This is a genomic window from Kribbella sp. NPDC058693 (assembly GCF_042715335.1).
Classification (GTDB): Bacteria; Actinomycetota; Actinomycetes; order Propionibacteriales; family Kribbellaceae; genus Kribbella; species Kribbella jiaozuonensis.
Map to the genome: position 1 here is coordinate 1750032 of NZ_JBHXSQ010000001.1, position 16817 is coordinate 1766848.

Genomic DNA, 16817 nt, shown 5'->3' on the forward strand with positions numbered 1-16817 from the left:
AGACACCCCTCTGTCAACAAACTACGGCTCTTTGTCACACCGAAGTAACCTTCTTACCGGTCAGAATGCGGTCTACCCCGCGGGCTACGCGGGCTTTCTTCGTCGCTCCGCTCCTCAGCGCACCCGCTCCGCCCGCACCCCACCCACCCCCGACTCAGCGCCGTACATCCCTTTCCGGCTATCGCCGGGGTCTTCCGGCTATCGCCGGACTTTTCCGGCTATCGCCGGAATCTGCGGGCTGCCGCCCGCGGTCGAGAGCGTGCTGTAGCGGCCCCGGGGCTCGTGATGTTGGGTGCTGCGGCGAGCGCGACTGTTGGCACAGCTACCACCCGCGCGCGCGGGTGCTGCTCGCGACACCACATCCGCGATCGAGACCCACAGCCCGTATCACTACAACCCGCTCCTCGAAGAACACCCGCCAAGCACTCACCCGCGAACGACAGCGAGCGATCCGGGGCGCTAGCCGGATGGGGACGCACGGCACCGAGCCGGAGGTGGGTGGATGTGCAGCACCCCGGGGGCCGATCACACCCACTCGCGTCACGACAGCAGGAGTCGACACCCGCCAGGGTCCACGGTCCAGTCATCGATTGACCCGGCCAGCAGTCACCGCGAGCGCAGCGAGCGACTCGCGGCGGCAGCCGCCCACTCCGGCGATAGCCGGCACAGTCCGGCGACAGCCGGAAGACCCCGGCGATAGCCGGAAGACCCCGGCGATAGCCGGAAGGGGATGCACGGCGATGAGCCGGGGGTGGGCGGGTGCGTGCGGAGCGGGTGCGCTGAGGACGCAGCGACGAAGGAAGCAGCTGCGTAGCACGCGGGGCTGGCCGCAGTACCCCCTCAAAGCACTTGACTACACGATCGTGTAGTAGTTTGCTTTTGTGTGTAGGGAGAGGAGTGGGTGATGGATCGAGCGGCAGAGGACCTGACGGCGCGGGCTCGGATTCGGGATGCGGCGATCAGGTTGTTCGGGGAGCGTGGGATCGAGGGGGCCTCGATCCGGGATATTGCTGCCGAGGCGGGGGTGTCGTCGGGGCTTGTCCGGCATCACTTCGGGTCGAAGGAGGCGCTGCGGGACGCCTGCGACCGGTACGCGAAGGATCGGATGCTGCAGATCGGGGCCGAGCTGACGCAGGACGGTGATCTCACCGGGCTCGATCCGCTGGTGCTGCATCCGATCGCGTTTCCGCTGCAGTTGTACATCGTTCGCTCGATGATGGACGGCTCCGAGACCGCGACCGCGCTGTTCCTGGAAGGGGTCGACGCGGTCGAGGAATGGGCCAGCGGTTACGGCATCAAACCGAAGGACCCCCGCGGGTACGCCGCTGCGCTGGCCGCGATCAAGCTGAGCGTCTTCATCCTGCGGGACCAGGTCTCGAAGGCGCTCGGCGAGGACATCACCACCCCGGCGGGCTACAACCGGATCGGCCAGGCCTTGATGGAGGTCTTCACGATCCCGCTCATCTCCCCCGAACAAATCGAAAAACTCCAGCAACGCTCTGAGGAGAAGTGATCATGCCGGCTGCGATCAGCACGGAAGGTCTGGTCAAGTCGTTCGGGCGGACCTTTGCCCTGGACGGTCTCGACCTCACGGTGCGAACCGGTGAGGTGCACGGGTTCCTCGGCCCGAACGGCGCGGGGAAGACCACCACCATTCGCATCCTGTTGGGAATGACGCGCGCGGACGAGGGGACCGCGCGGGTCCTCGACGGCGATCCCTGGTCGGACGCGACCGACCTGCATCGCCGCCTGGCCTATGTCCCCGGTGACGTGACGCTCTGGCCGAACCTGTCCGGCGGCGAGGCGATCGACCTGCTCGGTCGCATGCGCGGCGGCATCGACAAGAAGCGCAAGGCCGAGCTGCTCGAGCGGTTCGATCTCGACCCGCGCAAGAAGGCCCGTGCGTACTCGAAGGGCAACCGCCAGAAGGTCGCGCTGGTCGCCGCGTTCGCCTCCGACGTCGAGCTCCTACTGCTCGACGAGCCGACGAGCGGCCTTGACCCGTTGATGGAAGAGGTCTTCCGCGAGGTCGTGCAGGAGATCAGCGACCGCGACGGCCGGACCGTGCTGCTGTCCAGCCACATCCTGTCCGAGGTCGAGGCGCTCTGCGATCGCGTCACGATCATCCGGGCCGGCCGCGCGGTCGAGAGCGGCACGCTTTCCGAGCTGCGGCACCTCACGCGCACGTCGATCCAGGCCGAGCTGGTCGGACCGATGAACGGCCTGGCCCAGCTGTCCGGCGTCCACGATCTCAAGGAGGCCGACGGACGCGTCCAGTTCGACGTCGACACCGACGAGATCAACCCGGTGCTCCGATGCTTGACGGAGATCGGCGTACGGAGTCTCGTGAGCCAGCCGCCGTCGTTGGAGGAGCTGTTCCTGCGGCTGTACGAACCCGAGGCGGTGAAATGAAGAGCCTCGCGGGGACCGGCGGACTGATCCGGCTGATCCTGCGCCGCGACCGGATCGTCCTGCCGTTGTGGATCGTGCTGCTGGTGGCGATCTCGGTCAGTTATGTGAAGGAGTACGGCGATCTGTTCCCGACACCGGACTCCCGCATCAAGTACGCAAGCAACGCCGGCTTCATCACCTTGTACGGCGAACTGTCCGGCTCCAGCCTCGGCGAATTCGTCACCTGGCGACTCGGGTTCGTACCGGTGATGGTCGGACTGATCAGCCTGCTCACGGTGATCCGGCACACCCGGGTCGAGGAAGAGACCGGCCGTCGTGAGTTGCTCGGGGCAACCGTCATCGGCCGGCACGCACAACTGGCAGCGGCGCTGATCACAGTCTTCGGCGCCAACCTGGCGCTGGCCGTTCTCCTTGCCTTGGGCATGCACAGCCAAGATCTCCCGGTAGCAGGATCCGTTGCCATCGGCATGGTTTACGCCGGCACCGGCTGGTTCTTCGCCGCAGTAGGCGCAGTCGCGGCGCAGTTGACCGCGAGCGCCGGCAGCGCGCGCGGGATCGCGATCGGCGTTCTCGGTGCGTCCTACGTACTGCGCGCCGCCGGCGACACGAGCGCGCACACGGACGGCCCGCTCGCCTGGTTGTCGTACCTCTCACCGATCGGTTGGGCACAACAGATCCACCCGTACGCCGAGAACCGCTGGTGGCTCGCCGCCGTGTTGCTGGTAGCAACCATCGCCCTGGTCGCCACCGCCGTCGTTCTCGCAACCAAACGGGACATCGGCGCCGGACTGTTACCCGACAAGCTCGGCCCCGCGGACGGGACGCTCGGCTCGCCGTTCGCGCTGGCCTGGCGGTTGCACCGCGGTCTGCTGCTCGCGTGGACGGTCGGATTCGCCTTGCTGGGCTTGTTGTTCGGCGGTGTCGCCAAAGGTGTCGGTGACATGATGAAGGACGATCCGACCATCCAGGAGATGTTCCAGCGGATGGGCGGATCGGCCGGGCTGATCGACTCGTTCCTGGCCGGAGTCATGACACTGGTCGGGTTGATCGCCTCGGCGTACGCCGTACAGGCAACACTGCGGATGCGCGTCGAGGAGAGCAGCGGGCGGGCCGAGCCCGTGCTGGCGACCGCGACGAGTCGTTGGCAGTGGGCCGCGAGCCATCTCGTCTTCAGTCTGCTCGGGCCGGCGGTTGCGTTGCTGGCGGCCGGCGTGGCCGAAGGGCTTGCGTACGGCATCGCGATCGGCGATGTGGGCGGACAGGTCCCGAGACTCATCGGTGCAGCGCTGGCGCAACTCCCGGCGGTGTGGGTGTTGGCCGCGATTGCGATCGCGATCTTCGGATTCTTCCCGCAGGCCTCGATGATCTCGTGGGCCGGACCAACTGTCTGCATTCTGATCGGCCTCGTGAGTGCGGGCGTCGCGACGGCGGGCTGGATCCGCGACATCTCGCCGTTCAGCCATCTCCCCTCTTTGCCAGGTGGAACGGTGTCCGCAGGTCCACTGATCGCCCTGCTCGCGATCGCCGTGGTCGTCGGCTTCGCAGGCCTGGTGGGACTGCGCAGACGCGATCTTCCTGCCTGACGATGTCGAGAACGGGGTACCGGCTCCGACGTGGCCAGTATGAGAAAGCACGAACGAGCCGTACCGGAAAGCACTGCCCTCCCGCCGGTGGTCGATCGCGCAACGTTCGACGCGGATCTGAATCACCTGCGCGCCAGGGAGAAAGCCCACACCCGCGAGGGTGACGAGATCACGGCACAGCGCAAGAGGTTGCCGATGGTCGAGGTCGACGCGAGCATCCCGGTGACCGGACCTGACGGTCCGGTCACCCTGCTCGAAGCCTTCGAAGGGCGCACGCAACTCCTCGCCTACTACTACATGTGGCACACCGGACACCCAGCAGAAGAACAATGCCAGGGCTGCACCTGGTGCACAGGTCAGGTGCAGGAGATCTCGTACCTCCACTCGCGCGACATCACGTTCGCCGTCTTCGCCCAGGGCCCGTACGCCGAGAGCCGCGCGTACCGCGACTTCATGGGCTGGACGATGCCGTGGTACTCCGGGGTCGGGTCACTCGAGCGCTTGCTCGTCGGACGCAACATCGGCCAGATGTACCTGATCTCGTACGTGCGCCAGGGCGACCGCGTCTTCGAGACGTACTGGACGACGATGCGCGGCGTCGAGGTGATGGACAACAACTACGCGCTGATGGACCTCACCGTGTACGGACGCCAGGAGCCGTTCGAGGACTCACCGGACGGTTGGCCGAAACAGTGGGCGACCGAGGACCCGGTACTCCCGAAGGTCATCGACGGCCGGCCCATCGCCCAGTGGTCACGAATCGAAGCGGGACGCCTCACTTCTTAGCGTTGCGCGACCAGCTGAAGCAGTACAGGCCGAACGCGGCGACGCCGAGCGCCAGCACGGTCAGCAGGACGGAACCGAACGGCTGGTCCTTGATCGTGCGCAGCGCGGTGTCGAGTCCGCCGGCCTTCTTCGGGTCATAGCTGATCGCGGCCCACGCGAACAGCACACCGACCACGGCGAACGCGATGCCCTTCGCGACGTACCCGATCCGGCCCAGCAGGATCGTCGTCTCGGAGACACCGCCGACCAGGTCCTCGGTGAACTTCTTCGTGATCCCCTTGTGGATCTGGCGTGCACCGATGGCGATGATCGCGATACCGACCACGATGATCAGCACCCGGCCCGCTCCGTGTTGCATGACCCGGCCGGACATCGACTGCTGCTGGCTGGTGCTGGAACCGCCGCCGGATCCGACGGCGATCTTGACCGCGCTGATGCCGACCACGAGGTAGACGGCCGCGCGGCCGATCGCGGAGAGCTTGTGCTCCATGTCCAGGTGACCGTAGATGAGCTGCAGCGCGCGCCAGATCACCAGCGCGAACAACCCGATCGCGACGACCCACAGCAGGACGCCGCCGAGCGGTTTGCTCGCCAGCTCCTCCAGCGCGCCCTTCTGCGACGCTTCCTGGGACGACTTCCCCCAGGCGAGCTGCAGAGCGATCCATGCGATCAGCAGATAGACGACTCCGTAGGCCATCAGGCCGACAGTGATCGCCACGCCGTACGCACGGCTGTGCCTCACTTCCTGGTCCATCCTCACCCTGACCCGGTTCCCACACCGGAAACCGATCAGGCGGAGACAGGTGCGCTGGCTTCCCGGTCCGCCTCATCGATGTCGCCGTACTCACCGTGACGGTACGCCCGGCGACCGAGAGTCCAGACGTAGGTGAAGAAGGCCAGCTCGGCGAGGATGCCGATCGTCACGCGGACCGGTGCCGGCAGGAACGGTGTCACGAAGCCCTCGATCAGGCCGGTCACGAGGAGTACTGCGGCCAGTCCGATCGCCATGCCTATCGTGGCGCGTCCGGTCTGGGCGATGGCCTGCATACGAGTGCGGGGGCCAGGAGCGATCCAGGACCAGCCGAGGCGCAGTCCGGCCGCGGTGGCGACGAATACCGCGGTCAGCTCGAGCAGACCGTGCGGCGTGATCAGGCTGAAGAACAGGCCGCCCCGGTCGTGGCCGATCATCAGACCGGCGCTCAGACCGAGGTTGACCGCGTTGTCCCACAGGATGAAGACAGACGGCACCAGCAGGATGCCCAGTGCGAGCACGGCGGCACTGATAGTCGCGTTGTTGATCCAGACACGGAGTGCGAAGTCCTGTGCCGGGTTGTCGGAGTAGTACGACTCGAAATCGTGCTCGACCAGCTGCTTGACCTGGTCCGGCGTACCGATCGAGTCGATCACCTCTGGGTGGGCCAGCACTCGCCACGCCGTCCAGGCCGCGACCAGGTAGAACAGCAGACCGATAGTGAGCCACCAGCGTCTGGAGGCGTACAGCGCGGCCGGGAAGCTGACCAGGAAGTACTTCGAGATGTCGCGCCAGACGGGTGCCTGCGCACCGGTCACCGCACCGCGGGCGTCGGCGATCAGGCCGGACAGGCGACCGATCGACACCGGATCGGCGCCGGCGGCTCGCAGCGCGGCCAGGTGTGTGCCGACGCGCTGGTAGAGGACCACGAGCTCTTCGGCCTCTGCACCGGACAGGCGGCGCTGGCGACGGGTCAGGTAGGCGAGGCGGTCCCACTGCGGCTGGTGCACCGATACGAACGCTTCGACGTCCACAGCTACCCCCTTCCTCCACCCGACTGCTGGCAGACTAGCCGGACGCAGTGTCTAGTCAGGAGGGGGCGACGACGTGTCTCAGCTGGTCACCGGCGAAGCGGTCGTCCTCCAGGTGCGGATCGCGCGGATGCCGACGCGGGCGCTGGCGTGCGCGATCGACGTGGCGCTGCAGGGCGTCGTACTGGTCGTGCTGATCTCGTTGCTGGCCGGGTTCCTGCTCGGGAGCGAGTCCAGTGAGGCGCTGGCGTTCGCGCTGATCTTCATCGTCGTACTGCTGGTGGCGGTCGGCTACCGGGTCGTGATGGAGACGCTGACCCGCGGGCGGACCGTCGGCAAGATGGTGCTCGGGCTGAAGGTGGTGCGCGACGACGGCAGCTCGATCCGGTTCCGGCACGCGCTGGTGCGGACGCTGATGTGGTTCTTCGTCGACTTCGCGCCGTGGTTCGCGGCGTGTCCGGGGATCGTGGCAAGCCTGATGAACAAGCAGGGCAAGCGAATCGGAGACATGGTCGCCGGTACGGTCGTCATCCGCGAGCGGCACCAGGCGATGGCGTCACCGCCGCTGTTCGTCCCCGGCCACCTGGTCCAGTGGGCGCAGTCGCTGGAGCTCTCGCGGCTGTCCGACGACCTGGCCAACGCGGCGCGTGACTACCTCGCCCGCTACACCGACCTCCTCCCCGGCCCGCAGATCGCCCTCGGCGAAGCCCTCGCCGCCAAGATGGCCGCCGTCACGGCCCCGGCCCCGCCGACCCCGATCATCGCCCCCGCCTACCTCTCCGCCATCCTCGCCGAACGCCGCCGCCGAGAACTCATCCGCCTCTCCACCCACCGCCCCACCCCCACTGGCCCCTTCGCCCCGTCCTACGCAATCCCCGCCGGCCCGTTCACCCCACCCAGCCCGTACGGCGCCCAGGCCCCCGTCCCCGCGCCGACCCCCTTCATCCCACCCCCACCACCCCCGGGCCCCCGCCCAGCCACCCTCAACGCCCAAGGCTGGGCCACCCCCGGCAGCAACGAATCCCAGTGGTCCTGAGAACAGCAAAACGCCCCGCAGGAATCTGCGGGGCGTTTGCTGTGGGGGGAATCAGTAGCGGTAGTGCTCCGACTTGTACGGGCCTTCGACCGGGACGCCGAGGTAGGCGGCCTGCTCCTTGGAGAGTTCGGTCAGCTTGACGCCGAGGGCGTCGAGGTGGAGGCGGGCGACCATCTCGTCCAGGTGCTTCGGCAGGACGTAGACGTCGGTCGGGTACTCCGCGGTCTTCACGAAGAGCTCGATCTGGGCCAGGACCTGGTTGGTGAACGAGTTCGACATCACGAACGACGGGTGGCCGGTCGCGTTGCCCAGGTTCAGCAGGCGGCCCTCGGACAGGACGATGATCGTGTGGCCGTCCGGGAACCGGAACTCGTCGACCTGCGGCTTGATGTTGACCCGCTCGACACCGGCGGTCTTGTACAGGCCGGCCATGTCGATCTCGTTGTCGAAGTGGCCGATGTTGCCGACGATCGCCTGGTGCTTCATCGCGGCCATGTGGTCGGCGGTGATGACGTCCTTGTTGCCGGTGGTGGTGACGAAGATGTCACCGATGCCGACGACGTCGTCCATCGTGCTCACCTGGTAGCCGTCCATCGCGGCCTGCAGCGCGCAGATCGGGTCGATCTCGGTCACGATCACCCGGGCGCCCTGGCCGCGCAGCGACTCCGAGCAGCCCTTGCCGACATCGCCGTACCCGCAGACGACCGCGACCTTGCCGCCGATCAGTACGTCGGTGGCGCGGTTGATGCCGTCGATCAGCGAGTGCCGGCAGCCGTACTTGTTGTCGAACTTCGACTTGGTCACCGAGTCGTTCACGTTGATCGCCGGGAACAGCAGCGCGCCGGCCTTGTGCATCTCGTACAGCCGGTGCACGCCGGTGGTGGTCTCCTCGGTGACACCCTTGATGCCCTGGCCGATGGTGGTCCACAGCTGCGGCTCCTCCCGCAGCGTGCGGGTCAGCAGCGACAGCACGACGGCGTACTCCTCGGAGTCCGCGGTCGACGGGTCCGGTACGGCGCCGGCCTTCTCGAACTCGGTGCCCTTGTGGACGAGCATCGTGGCGTCGCCGCCGTCGTCGAGGATCATGTTCGGACCCTCTTCACCGGGCCACTTCAGCGCCTGCTCGGTGCACCACCAGTACTCCTCCAGCGTCTCGCCCTTCCAGGCGAACACCGGGACACCGGCGGGGGCGTCGGCCGAACCGTCCGGGCCGACGACGACCGCGGCCGCGGCGTGGTCCTGGGTGGAGAAGATGTTGCAGGAGACCCAGCGCACCTGGGCGCCGAGCGCCACCAGCGTCTCGATCAGCACCGCGGTCTGGATCGTCATGTGCAACGAACCCATGATCCGGGCCCCGGACAGCGGCTTGCTGTCGCCGTACTGCTCGCGCATCGCCATCAGGCCGGGCATCTCGTGCTCGGCCAGCCGGATCTCCTTGCGCCCGAACTCGGCCAGGCCGAGATCCGCCACCTTGTAGTCGAAGGTCATGCCGCTCCCCTGAAGACTGTGATTGGTACTCGCACGAGCCTAGAGGGGCGAGGCACGCGGTTTGATCGCTCCGGGCGCGATTTTGACACCGAAATGTCAAGATTGAGATATGCGCATCACCGAGGCCGCTCGCCAGCTGGGTACCACTCCACGCATGCTGCGCTACCGGGAGGCGCTCGGGCTGCTCCCGCGGTCCCGGTCCGAACACACGGCCCAGCGCCAGTACGACGACCGCGACCTGGCCGCCGTACAACTCGCGCTCGACCTCGAACGCCGGTACGACGTGACCCCGGCCGCGCTGGCGTTCGCGCTCCGGGCCCTCGCCGAGCCGTCCGTGGCCGCCGACATCCGCAACCTCGGCTACCGCACCGGCCGCCTCACCGCACCCCCGACCCAGGCCCAGATCGACCGCGACCGCGCCCTCAGATGGCTTGGTAGGTCGGGTGTGCTCCCACCCAAGCAGCGCTAGTGCGAGGGAGCCTCGGGTACGGCGGGGCGTTCGTCGGGGACGTGGTTCTCGTCGAAGACGTCGGGCTCGAGGTAGATGTGCTGACTCATCGGCTCGGCCGCGCGGATGGCGCGCTCGGCGGCGTCGATGGTCTCGGCGACGACGGCCGCGTCGGTGGTCGGCTCGACCCCGACCTTGGCGGCGACCAGCACCTCCTCCGGGCCGAGGTGCAGGGTCTTGATGTGGATCAGCCGCTGGACGCCGGGCGTGTTCTCGATCGCGGCGACGATGCGGTCCTGGGACTCGCGGGTCGCGGACTCACCGAGCAGCAGCGACTTCATCTCGATCGCGAGGAAGATCGCCACGCAGACCAGCAGCGCGCCGATCGCCATCGAGCCCAGACCGTCGAACACACCGTTGCCGGTGACAAGGGTCAGTACGACGCCGATCAGCGCCAGCACCAGACCGGTGAGCGCGGCGAAGTCCTCGAGCAGGATGACCGGCAGCTCAGGCGCCCGCGCGTTGCGGACGAAACGGACCCAGGGAACGCTCCCACGGAGCTTGTTCGCCTCGACGATCGCGGTCCGGAACGAGAAGCTCTCCATCGCGATCGCGAGCACCAGCACCGCGACCGGAACCCACTTCCAGTTGTCGATCCCATGCGGATCGTGCACCTTGTGGTAGCCCTCGTACAGCGCGAACAGACCGCCGACGCTGAACAGCACGATCGACACGATGAACGAGTAGACGTACCGCTCCCGGCCGAACCCGAACTGGTGCAGCTCGTCCGCGGCCCGCTTCGCGCGTTGGCCGCCGACCAGCAGCAACACCTGGTTGCCCGCGTCGGCGAGCGAGTGGATCGCCTCGGCCAGCATCGACGCCGACTGGGTCAGGGCCCAGGCGGCGAACTTGGTGACCGCGATCCCGGTGTTCGCCAGCAAAGCCGCGACAACGGCCTTGTTTCCGCCACCAGCCATGGTGTTCAGGTCCTCCCAAGGAAAACTGCAGAGATCAGCGGGCCGACACGACGAACGCCGTGCCAGAACCACGCAAGATACAGGGTCCTTCGGGTCCCGCGGCGAACGCGGACTGACCCGCGGACAGTGTCACCGGGGTCACAACGGATTCTTTGCCCGCAGCATCGATCGCGCCCGCGACACAGCAGATGATCCGCGGCCCGACACCCTCGACGGTCTGCTCGCCACCATCCAGCTCGACCCGGTGGACAGCGAAGTACTCACACCCTGTCTCGTAGACACCCTCGCCGTCAGCGGTCAGCACCGGGTCCGCTAGCGGCTCGAAGTCGACCACCGAGACCAGCTCCGGTACGTCGACGTGCTTGCTCGTCAGCCCACCACGCAACACGTTGTCGGAGTTCGCCATCACCTCGAAACCGAGGCCGTGCAGGTACGCGTGCACATTCCCGGCCGGCAGGTAGACCGCGTCGAACCGCTCCAGGCGGACCCGGTTCAGCAGCAACGCCGCGAGTACGCCGGGATCGTCCGGGAAGTCCGCGCACAACTTCGACAGCGTCTCCCGCTCCAGCGGGAAGGCTTCCCCGTCGTACTGCGCAACCGCCTCGCCGAGCGCACCGACCAGCGGACGGATCGCATCCCGGTCGGCGCTCATGAAATCGGTGAACGCCTCCCGCAGCTTCCCGTCCCGCAGCTGGTCGGTCAGCTCACCGAAGCCGGCCGGCCCCAGCGCCTCGAGCAGCGCGATCGTCCGGTCCAGCGGACGGAACCCCACCAGCGCGTCGAACGGCTCCAGCGCGATCAGGATCTCCGGCTTCGGCCAGGCGTCCTTGTAGTTCCGGTCTCCGGCGTCGCGCGGAATCCCGGCCGCCTCGTCCCGCTCGTACCCGTCGATGGCCTGGTCCCGCGAGGGATGTGCCTGGATCGACAGCGGCTGCCCGGCCGCCAGCAGCTTGGCCAGGAACGGGAACCGGCCCTCGAACCGCTCGGCCGTCTCCTCGCCCAGCACCGCGGCCGGGTCGTCCGACACCACGTCGTACAGCGTGTCGCCGTTGGGCAGCACGGACGGCGCGGACTCGTGCGCACCCATCCACATCTCGGCCTGCGGGTTGCCGTCCGGCGCCACGCCGAGCAGCTCGGGGAGCGCGGTCGCCGAGCCCCAGGCGTAGTCGCGGATCGTGTTCTGCAGCGGGACTACCACGCCGGGTCCTCCGAGGGGATCCCTGGCTCGACCGGGTCGGTGTCGGTCGCCGTCCCGTAGCGGCCGAGGCCTATCCCGAGGTACGCCGCGGCGTAGCGACCGTGCTGGGTCAGAGCGGCGTACCGCGCGATGTCCGTGCCGCTGGCCTGCCGGACCGTGAACACGCGGACGTCGTGTGCCTCGGCCTTCCGCTCGAGCTTGCGGTGGTGCTCGGCGACGCCTTCGTCCTCCACGCCGTCGTCCAGGATGACCAGCGCGGGCCGCAGCTCCGCAGGCTTGTCGAACGGGTCCGCGAACAGGTCCCGCGGTGGCTGGTTGAGCACCGGCAGCAGGTGACCGGTGTCAGCGGCCAGAGCGGGCCGGCCGCTCGCCAGCCGCAGCGCCTCGACCACGCGACGAGCTGCACGCGCTGCGAGGACAGAACCGCCCCACACCAGCGGCAGCGCGTCCGCAAGGATCAGCGCGAGGTCCTTGGCGGGGTTGGAGGCTACGTCGTTGTTCGGCGAGCACTCGATCGCGACGTCGTCCAGCATCGACGCGACGGACTTGTGGTCCACCTCCGGACCGAGCTCCAGCTGGTGCAACGCCTGCAGTACTGCGACCGCCGACGCGAGCTGGTCGTCGGACTGGGACGGCAGCCGGATCGCGTGCCGCAAGCCGGCCGATGCGATCGCGACCGGCGAGTCCTCCGGCGCAGCCACCAGCAGGCCGCAGCCACGCCGTACCGCTTCGGCTGCGGCCGAGACCGCGTCGGCGTCCTCGTTGGCTCCGCCGAGTACGACGACCATGTCGAGCGGACCGGCCCAGCCGGGCAGGCCCGGACCGGGCCAGGCCAGGAACGGAACCGGGCAGACCGGCTCCAGCACAGCGCGGACCAGGCGGGCGTCGCGACCGGCGGCCACCACTGCGCGCGGGCGGAAGCCGTCCGACGTCAGGTTGGACAGCACGTCCTCGGACGCTTCCAGCTCGGCGCGGACGCGAGCACCGGCCATGGCCAGGCGGCGGAGCAGGTGGTCGGCCGCCCGGAGGGTGGCCGGGTCGTCCAGTCGGGTGTCGTCGAAGACGCTCATAGCTCTCCGTCAGCTCTCTGTCGCGGCCGTTTCCCTGGTGTCCCGGGCTTCGTCGATCAGCAGCACCGGGATGTCGTCACGCACCGGGTAGGCCAGCGCGCAGCCGGCGTTGGTGCAGACCAGCTCGTTCGCCTCGTCGTCCACGCGGAACTCCGACCGGCACTTCGGGCAGACCAGGATGCTCAACAGGTCCGGGTCCAGATTGACTGCCATTCAGTTCTCCTCCACCGATGCGCCGGTGATCAGGGCCAGTACTTCGTCACGGACACGCTCCATCTCGGACCGGTCCGCGGCCTCGACGTTCAGCCGCAGCAACGGTTCCGTGTTCGACGCACGGACGTTGAACCACCACTGTCCCGCCGACACGGTCAACCCGTCCAGATGGTCGACGGTCACGCCGTCCATGTTGCTGCCGCCAGAATACGTATCTTCGATCGCCGCGACCGTCGCCGCCGCGTCCGCGACCTTGTTGTTGATCTCGCCGGACGCGACGTACCGCTCGTACTCGGCGAACAGCTCGCTGGCCGGCTTGTCCTGCTCACCCAGCGCGGCCAGCACGTGCAGCGCGGCCAGCATGCCGGTGTCGGCCCGCCAGAAGTCGCGGAAGTAGTAGTGCGCGGAGTGCTCGCCGCCGAACACCGCGTCGGTCTCGGCCATCTTCTGCTTGATGTTCGAGTGCCCGACCCGGGTCCGGACCGGGACGCCGCCGTGCTCGGTGATCAGCTCCGGGACCGCCTTGGAGGTGATCAGGTTGTGCAGGATCGTCGAGCCGGGGTGCTTGGCCAGCTCCCGTACGGCGACCGCGCCGGTGATCGCGCTGGGCGAGATCGGGTCGCCCTTCTCGTCGACCACGAAGCAGCGGTCGGCGTCGCCGTCGAACGCGAGCCCGAGGTCGGCGCCGGTCTCGCGGACCTTGGCCTGCAGGTCGACCAGGTTCTTCGGGTCGAGCGGGTTGGCCTCGTGGTTCGGGAAGTTGCCGTCGAGCTCGAAGTACATCGGGATGATCGTCACCGGGCCCTTGGCGAACACGGCCGGGACGGTGTGACCGCCCATGCCGTTACCCGCGTCGACGACCACGGTGAGCGGGCGGATGCCGTTCAGGTCGACCAGGTCGTGCAAGTGGTCGGCGTACGCCGTGAGCAGGTCCTTGTGGGTGACATGTCCCGTTGCCGAGCTCGTTGCCGGGCCTTCGGTCAGGGCCTTCGCGACCAGGTCGGCGATATCCCGCAGACCCGAGTCGGCACCGACCGGCGCGGCACCCGGGCGGCACATCTTGATGCCGTTGTACTTCGCCGGGTTGTGGCTCGCGGTGAACATCGCGCCGGGCAGGTCGAGCCGGCCGGACGCGAAGTACAGCTGGTCGGTGGAGGCCAGGCCGATGTCGATCACATCCGCTCCGGTGCTGGTCACCCCCTCGGCGAAGGCAGCTGCCAGGCCCGGGCTGGACGGTCGCATGTCGTACCCGATCACGACCGCCCCCGGACCCGCGAGGACGTCCAGGACCTCGACGAACGCGGCGCCGGTCGCCCGGGCCACTGATTCGTCCAACTGGTCCGGGACGACCCCACGCACGTCGTACGCCTTGAAGATCGCCGCAACGTCAACCATGCGTGGACCCTATCCGGCCCACGCACGATCCTGTATTTCAGGCCTTCTCGAACCAGCCGATGTCCTTGCGGTGGTGCACCGTCGGCAGCTGGCGCGGGACGACCGGGGCGGCCCACTTGGCCGCGTTGGCGAGGATCTGCTGGACCTCGGGCTGGTGGTACGTCGGGTACTCCTGGTCGCCGGGGCGGAAGTAGAAGACCCGGCCCTGGCCGCGGCGGTAGCAGCAGCCGGAGCGGAACACCTCGCCGCCGGTGAACGAGCTGACGAAGACCAGCTCGTCCGGCTGAGGGATGTCGAACAGCTCGCCGTACATCTCCTCGCGCTCGATCACCAGCGGGTGCGGGATGCCCTGCGCGATCGGATGGCCGGCCGCGACCGTCCAGATCAGCTCGCGGTCGTTCTCGGCGCGCCAGTCGAGCGAGCACGTCGTACCCATCAGCTTGATGAAGATCTTGCTGAAGTGGGCGGAGTGCAGCGCGATCAGGCCCATGCCGGACAGCACGTGCTGCTGGACCCGCTCGACGATCGCGTCGTCGACGTCACCGTGGGCGGCGTGCCCCCACCAGGTGAGTACGTCGGTGTCCGCGAGCACCTCCTCGGTCAGGCCGTGCTCCGGGTCCTGCAGCGTGGCGGTCCGTACGACGACGTCCTCGCCGAGCTTGGCCCGCAAAGCCGCCGCGATGGTCCCGTGCATCGTGTCCGGGTACACCTTGCGGACAGACTCGTCCCGGCCTTCGTGGACGTTCTCGCCCCAGACTGTGACGCGAATCGGATCAGTCATGCAGCACAACCTCTCGTCCCGCCTTCGCCGAGGCGTAGCAGGCGTCGATGACCTCGGTCCGCAGCAGCGCCTCGGACCCGTTCTGACCGTCCCAGTCGCCGCTCTTGACGATCCGGACGAACTCCCGCACCACCGCCCGGTGGCCGAGCCCGGCCCCGGTCGCGGGCTTCACCTCGGCCGGCACCCCGGCCACATCGGTGAAGATCCGCAGCGTGTCCACGGTGGTGTAGTTCTGTACCTCGATCTTCGCGCCGCCCTCGGTGCCGAACAGCTCGATCCCGAAGTTGTCGCCCGGCGCCCGGAACGTCGCCCAGCTGGTCTCCAGCTGCAGCGCGCCGCCGCCCTTCAGCCGCAGGTACGCCGTCGCCAGGTCCTCGACCTCGAACTTCGACCCGAGCGTGTCGACGGTCGGCCGGTCCGGGGTGCTCGAGCTGCCCTTGCCGCGCGGACCGAGCTCGGCGAACGTATTCGCCGACACCGTCGTCACCTGCGGCTCGCCCAGCAGGTGCAGCGCCATGTCGAGGATGTGGACGCCGAGGTCGATCAGCGGACCGCCACCGGACAGCTCGCGGTTGGTGAACCAGCCGCCCATGCCCGGGATGCCGTTGCGGCGCATCCAGTGCGCCTTCGCGTAGTAGATCCGGCCGAGCTGGCCCTCGTCGATCTGGTGCTTCAGCGCCGCGACGTCACCGCGCTCGCGGTGGTTGAACACGACCTTCAGCACCCGGCCGGCCTTCTTCGAGGCTTCGACCATCGCCGTACCCTCGGCCACCGTCCGCGCCAGCGGCTTCTCGGACAGGACGTGCAAGCCCTTCTCGAGCGCCTTCAGCGCGATCGGGGCGTGCAGCTGCGTCGGCGTACCGATGCTGACCGCTTCCAGGCCCTCGGTCTCGAGCAGGTCCTCCCACTTCTCGTAGAGATGCGGTACGCCGTGCTTCTCGCCCAGGCTGGTCAGGATGTCCTTCTCGAGGCCCGCCAGCGCGACCACCTCGACATCGGGCAGCTCGGAGAACGCCTCCAGCGCCGTCCGCCCGGCGAAGCCCAGCCCGACAACTCCGACCCGCAGTCTTTGATCGTTCACAACTACGATCCTCTCCCGATGACAACGACGGACACAAACCCCTTCCCACAGTACGGAACACATTCCAACACGGTGGGGAGAGGGGTGTGTCAGTCGTCGTCGGCGTCGAAGTCCGGGTCGATCTGTTCCGGGGAGAGGGCCAGCACGTCGGCCAGTTCGAGGACGAGGGCGCTGCGGACCAGCCAGGACAGGGCGGAGCCGGAGCGTTCGGCGCGGAGCTCGATCGGGCGGCGGAAGACGACGATCCGGTACGGCTCGTGCGACGTCCCGCCGGTGGCGTGGGTGAGCGGGATCTCGGTGGCGTCGAGCTCCAGGTTCGGCACGTCCTCGATCGCGAACTCGACCCGCGCGACCACCTGCGGCAGCCGCTTCTCCAGCCGGGTCACCTCGATCGCGACCACCTCGTCGAACTGGGCCGAGCCGGACCGCTGCAACGGCAGACCGCGCGGCGCGAACTTGCTCGGCCGGCTGATCGGGCCGAGCATTCCACGTCCGTGGCGGTCGATGTGCCTGCGATGACGGCGAGCCTCGGTCACACCCTCAGCCTAGTGGGCGTAATGTCTGGTC

The 16817-nt window shown here is 68.2% G+C and carries 17 protein-coding genes; 6 read left to right on the forward strand and 11 right to left on the reverse strand.

Annotation, left to right across the window (positions count from 1 at the left end):
• The first annotated feature begins 904 nt into the window (after positions 1–904).
• The 4 genes from ACFWUU_RS08350 to ACFWUU_RS08365 are packed head-to-tail and all read left to right on the forward strand — an operon-like array spanning position 905 to position 4781.
• Positions 905–1513: a TetR/AcrR family transcriptional regulator gene (locus ACFWUU_RS08350; RefSeq protein WP_137252984.1), complete on the forward strand. Its 609-nt coding sequence runs from the start codon at positions 905–907 to the stop codon at positions 1511–1513.
• Positions 1514–1515: 2 nt separating this feature from the next.
• The gene (locus ACFWUU_RS08355) at positions 1516–2412 is read left to right on the forward strand and encodes an ATP-binding cassette domain-containing protein (protein WP_380173812.1); all 897 of its coding nucleotides are present in this window, start codon (positions 1516–1518) and stop codon (positions 2410–2412) included.
• On the forward strand, positions 2409–3995 hold the full coding sequence (locus ACFWUU_RS08360; RefSeq protein ID WP_380173814.1) for an ABC transporter permease: 1587 nt from the start codon (positions 2409–2411) through the stop codon (positions 3993–3995). Before ACFWUU_RS08355 ends, ACFWUU_RS08360 begins: the two co-directional genes overlap by 4 nt.
• 39 nt (positions 3996–4034) lie before the next feature.
• Positions 4035–4781: a DUF899 family protein gene (locus tag ACFWUU_RS08365; protein WP_380173816.1), complete on the forward strand. Its 747-nt coding sequence runs from the start codon at positions 4035–4037 to the stop codon at positions 4779–4781.
• Here the strand turns inward: ACFWUU_RS08365 and ACFWUU_RS08370 are convergent.
• Both ACFWUU_RS08370 and ACFWUU_RS08375 read right to left on the reverse strand, forming a co-directional pair.
• On the reverse strand, positions 4771–5523 hold the full coding sequence (locus tag ACFWUU_RS08370) for a DUF1206 domain-containing protein (RefSeq protein ID WP_233714539.1): 753 nt from the start codon (positions 5521–5523) through the stop codon (positions 4771–4773). The two genes, ACFWUU_RS08365 and ACFWUU_RS08370, sit on opposite strands and share 11 nt — an antisense overlap.
• 47 nt (positions 5524–5570) lie before the next feature.
• Positions 5571–6566: a stage II sporulation protein M gene (locus tag ACFWUU_RS08375; protein WP_137252980.1), complete on the reverse strand. Its 996-nt coding sequence runs from the start codon at positions 6564–6566 to the stop codon at positions 5571–5573.
• 73 nt (positions 6567–6639) lie between these two features.
• Between ACFWUU_RS08375 and ACFWUU_RS08380 the strand changes: the two genes are divergently transcribed.
• Entirely contained in the window at positions 6640–7599 is a 960-nt protein-coding gene (locus ACFWUU_RS08380) for an RDD family protein (protein ID WP_380173818.1), read from the forward strand.
• Between the two features lie 51 nt (positions 7600–7650).
• Here ACFWUU_RS08380 and ahcY read toward each other — a convergent pair whose 3' ends face one another.
• A complete protein-coding gene (gene ahcY / locus ACFWUU_RS08385) occupies positions 7651–9087 on the reverse strand; it encodes an adenosylhomocysteinase (protein WP_137252979.1) in 1437 nt (478 codons plus the stop codon).
• Positions 9088–9196: 109 nt separating this feature from the next.
• Here ahcY and ACFWUU_RS08390 point away from each other — a divergent pair, with 109 nt between their 5' ends.
• Positions 9197–9556: a MerR family transcriptional regulator gene (locus ACFWUU_RS08390; protein WP_137252978.1), complete on the forward strand. Its 360-nt coding sequence runs from the start codon at positions 9197–9199 to the stop codon at positions 9554–9556.
• On the opposite strand, the gene ACFWUU_RS08395 is transcribed toward ACFWUU_RS08390, so the two are convergent.
• From ACFWUU_RS08395 to ACFWUU_RS08430, 8 genes are all read right to left on the reverse strand, one after another.
• A complete protein-coding gene (locus tag ACFWUU_RS08395) occupies positions 9553–10512 on the reverse strand; it encodes a cation diffusion facilitator family transporter (protein WP_380173820.1) in 960 nt (319 codons plus the stop codon). The genes ACFWUU_RS08390 and ACFWUU_RS08395 overlap by 4 nt on opposite strands.
• A gap of 34 nt (positions 10513–10546) precedes the next feature.
• Positions 10547–11710 carry a mannose-6-phosphate isomerase, class I gene (manA, locus tag ACFWUU_RS08400; protein ID WP_380173822.1) on the reverse strand — a complete coding sequence of 388 codons (1164 nt, stop codon included), beginning with the start codon at positions 11708–11710 and terminating at the stop codon, positions 10547–10549.
• Positions 11704–12780: an SIS domain-containing protein gene (locus tag ACFWUU_RS08405; protein WP_137252975.1), complete on the reverse strand. Its 1077-nt coding sequence runs from the start codon at positions 12778–12780 to the stop codon at positions 11704–11706. Before ACFWUU_RS08405 ends, manA begins: the two co-directional genes overlap by 7 nt.
• Before the next feature lie 9 nt (positions 12781–12789).
• The gene (locus tag ACFWUU_RS08410) at positions 12790–12993 is read right to left on the reverse strand and encodes a Trm112 family protein (RefSeq protein WP_137252974.1); all 204 of its coding nucleotides are present in this window, start codon (positions 12991–12993) and stop codon (positions 12790–12792) included.
• Positions 12994–14388: a phosphomannomutase/phosphoglucomutase gene (locus ACFWUU_RS08415; RefSeq protein WP_137252973.1), complete on the reverse strand. Its 1395-nt coding sequence runs from the start codon at positions 14386–14388 to the stop codon at positions 12994–12996.
• A 37-nt stretch (positions 14389–14425) separates the two neighbouring features.
• On the reverse strand, positions 14426–15169 hold the full coding sequence (locus tag ACFWUU_RS08420) for a ThuA domain-containing protein (protein WP_137252972.1): 744 nt from the start codon (positions 15167–15169) through the stop codon (positions 14426–14428).
• Positions 15162–16250 carry a Gfo/Idh/MocA family protein gene (locus ACFWUU_RS08425; RefSeq protein WP_380173824.1) on the reverse strand — a complete coding sequence of 363 codons (1089 nt, stop codon included), beginning with the start codon at positions 16248–16250 and terminating at the stop codon, positions 15162–15164. The genes ACFWUU_RS08420 and ACFWUU_RS08425 overlap by 8 nt, the downstream gene beginning before the upstream one ends.
• An 89-nt stretch (positions 16251–16339) precedes the next feature.
• Positions 16340–16786, reverse strand: coding sequence for a metallopeptidase family protein (locus ACFWUU_RS08430; RefSeq protein ID WP_233714537.1), 447 nt, complete (start codon positions 16784–16786; stop codon positions 16340–16342).
• Positions 16787–16817: the final 31 nt, after the last annotated feature.

Bases quoted from the DNA above. Each gene is read 5' to 3' on its own strand.
- ACFWUU_RS08405 (WP_137252975.1), bottom strand. From the start codon at position 12,780: ATGAGCGTCTTCGACGACACCCGACTGGACGACCCGGCCACCCTCCGG.
- ACFWUU_RS08415 (WP_137252973.1), bottom strand. From the start codon at position 14,388: ATGGTTGACGTTGCGGCGATCTTCAAGGCGTACGACGTGCGTGGGGTC.
- ahcY (WP_137252979.1), bottom strand. From the start codon at position 9,087: ATGACCTTCGACTACAAGGTGGCGGATCTCGGCCTGGCCGAGTTCGGG.
- ACFWUU_RS08420 (WP_137252972.1), bottom strand. From the start codon at position 15,169: ATGACTGATCCGATTCGCGTCACAGTCTGGGGCGAGAACGTCCACGAA.
- ACFWUU_RS08390 (WP_137252978.1), top strand. From the start codon at position 9,197: ATGCGCATCACCGAGGCCGCTCGCCAGCTGGGTACCACTCCACGCATG.
- ACFWUU_RS08350 (WP_137252984.1), top strand. From the start codon at position 905: ATGGATCGAGCGGCAGAGGACCTGACGGCGCGGGCTCGGATTCGGGAT.
- ACFWUU_RS08410 (WP_137252974.1), bottom strand. From the start codon at position 12,993: ATGGCAGTCAATCTGGACCCGGACCTGTTGAGCATCCTGGTCTGCCCG.
- ACFWUU_RS08360 (WP_380173814.1), top strand. From the start codon at position 2,409: ATGAAGAGCCTCGCGGGGACCGGCGGACTGATCCGGCTGATCCTGCGC.
- ACFWUU_RS08365 (WP_380173816.1), top strand. From the start codon at position 4,035: ATGAGAAAGCACGAACGAGCCGTACCGGAAAGCACTGCCCTCCCGCCG.
- ACFWUU_RS08395 (WP_380173820.1), bottom strand. From the start codon at position 10,512: ATGGCTGGTGGCGGAAACAAGGCCGTTGTCGCGGCTTTGCTGGCGAAC.
- ACFWUU_RS08355 (WP_380173812.1), top strand. From the start codon at position 1,516: ATGCCGGCTGCGATCAGCACGGAAGGTCTGGTCAAGTCGTTCGGGCGG.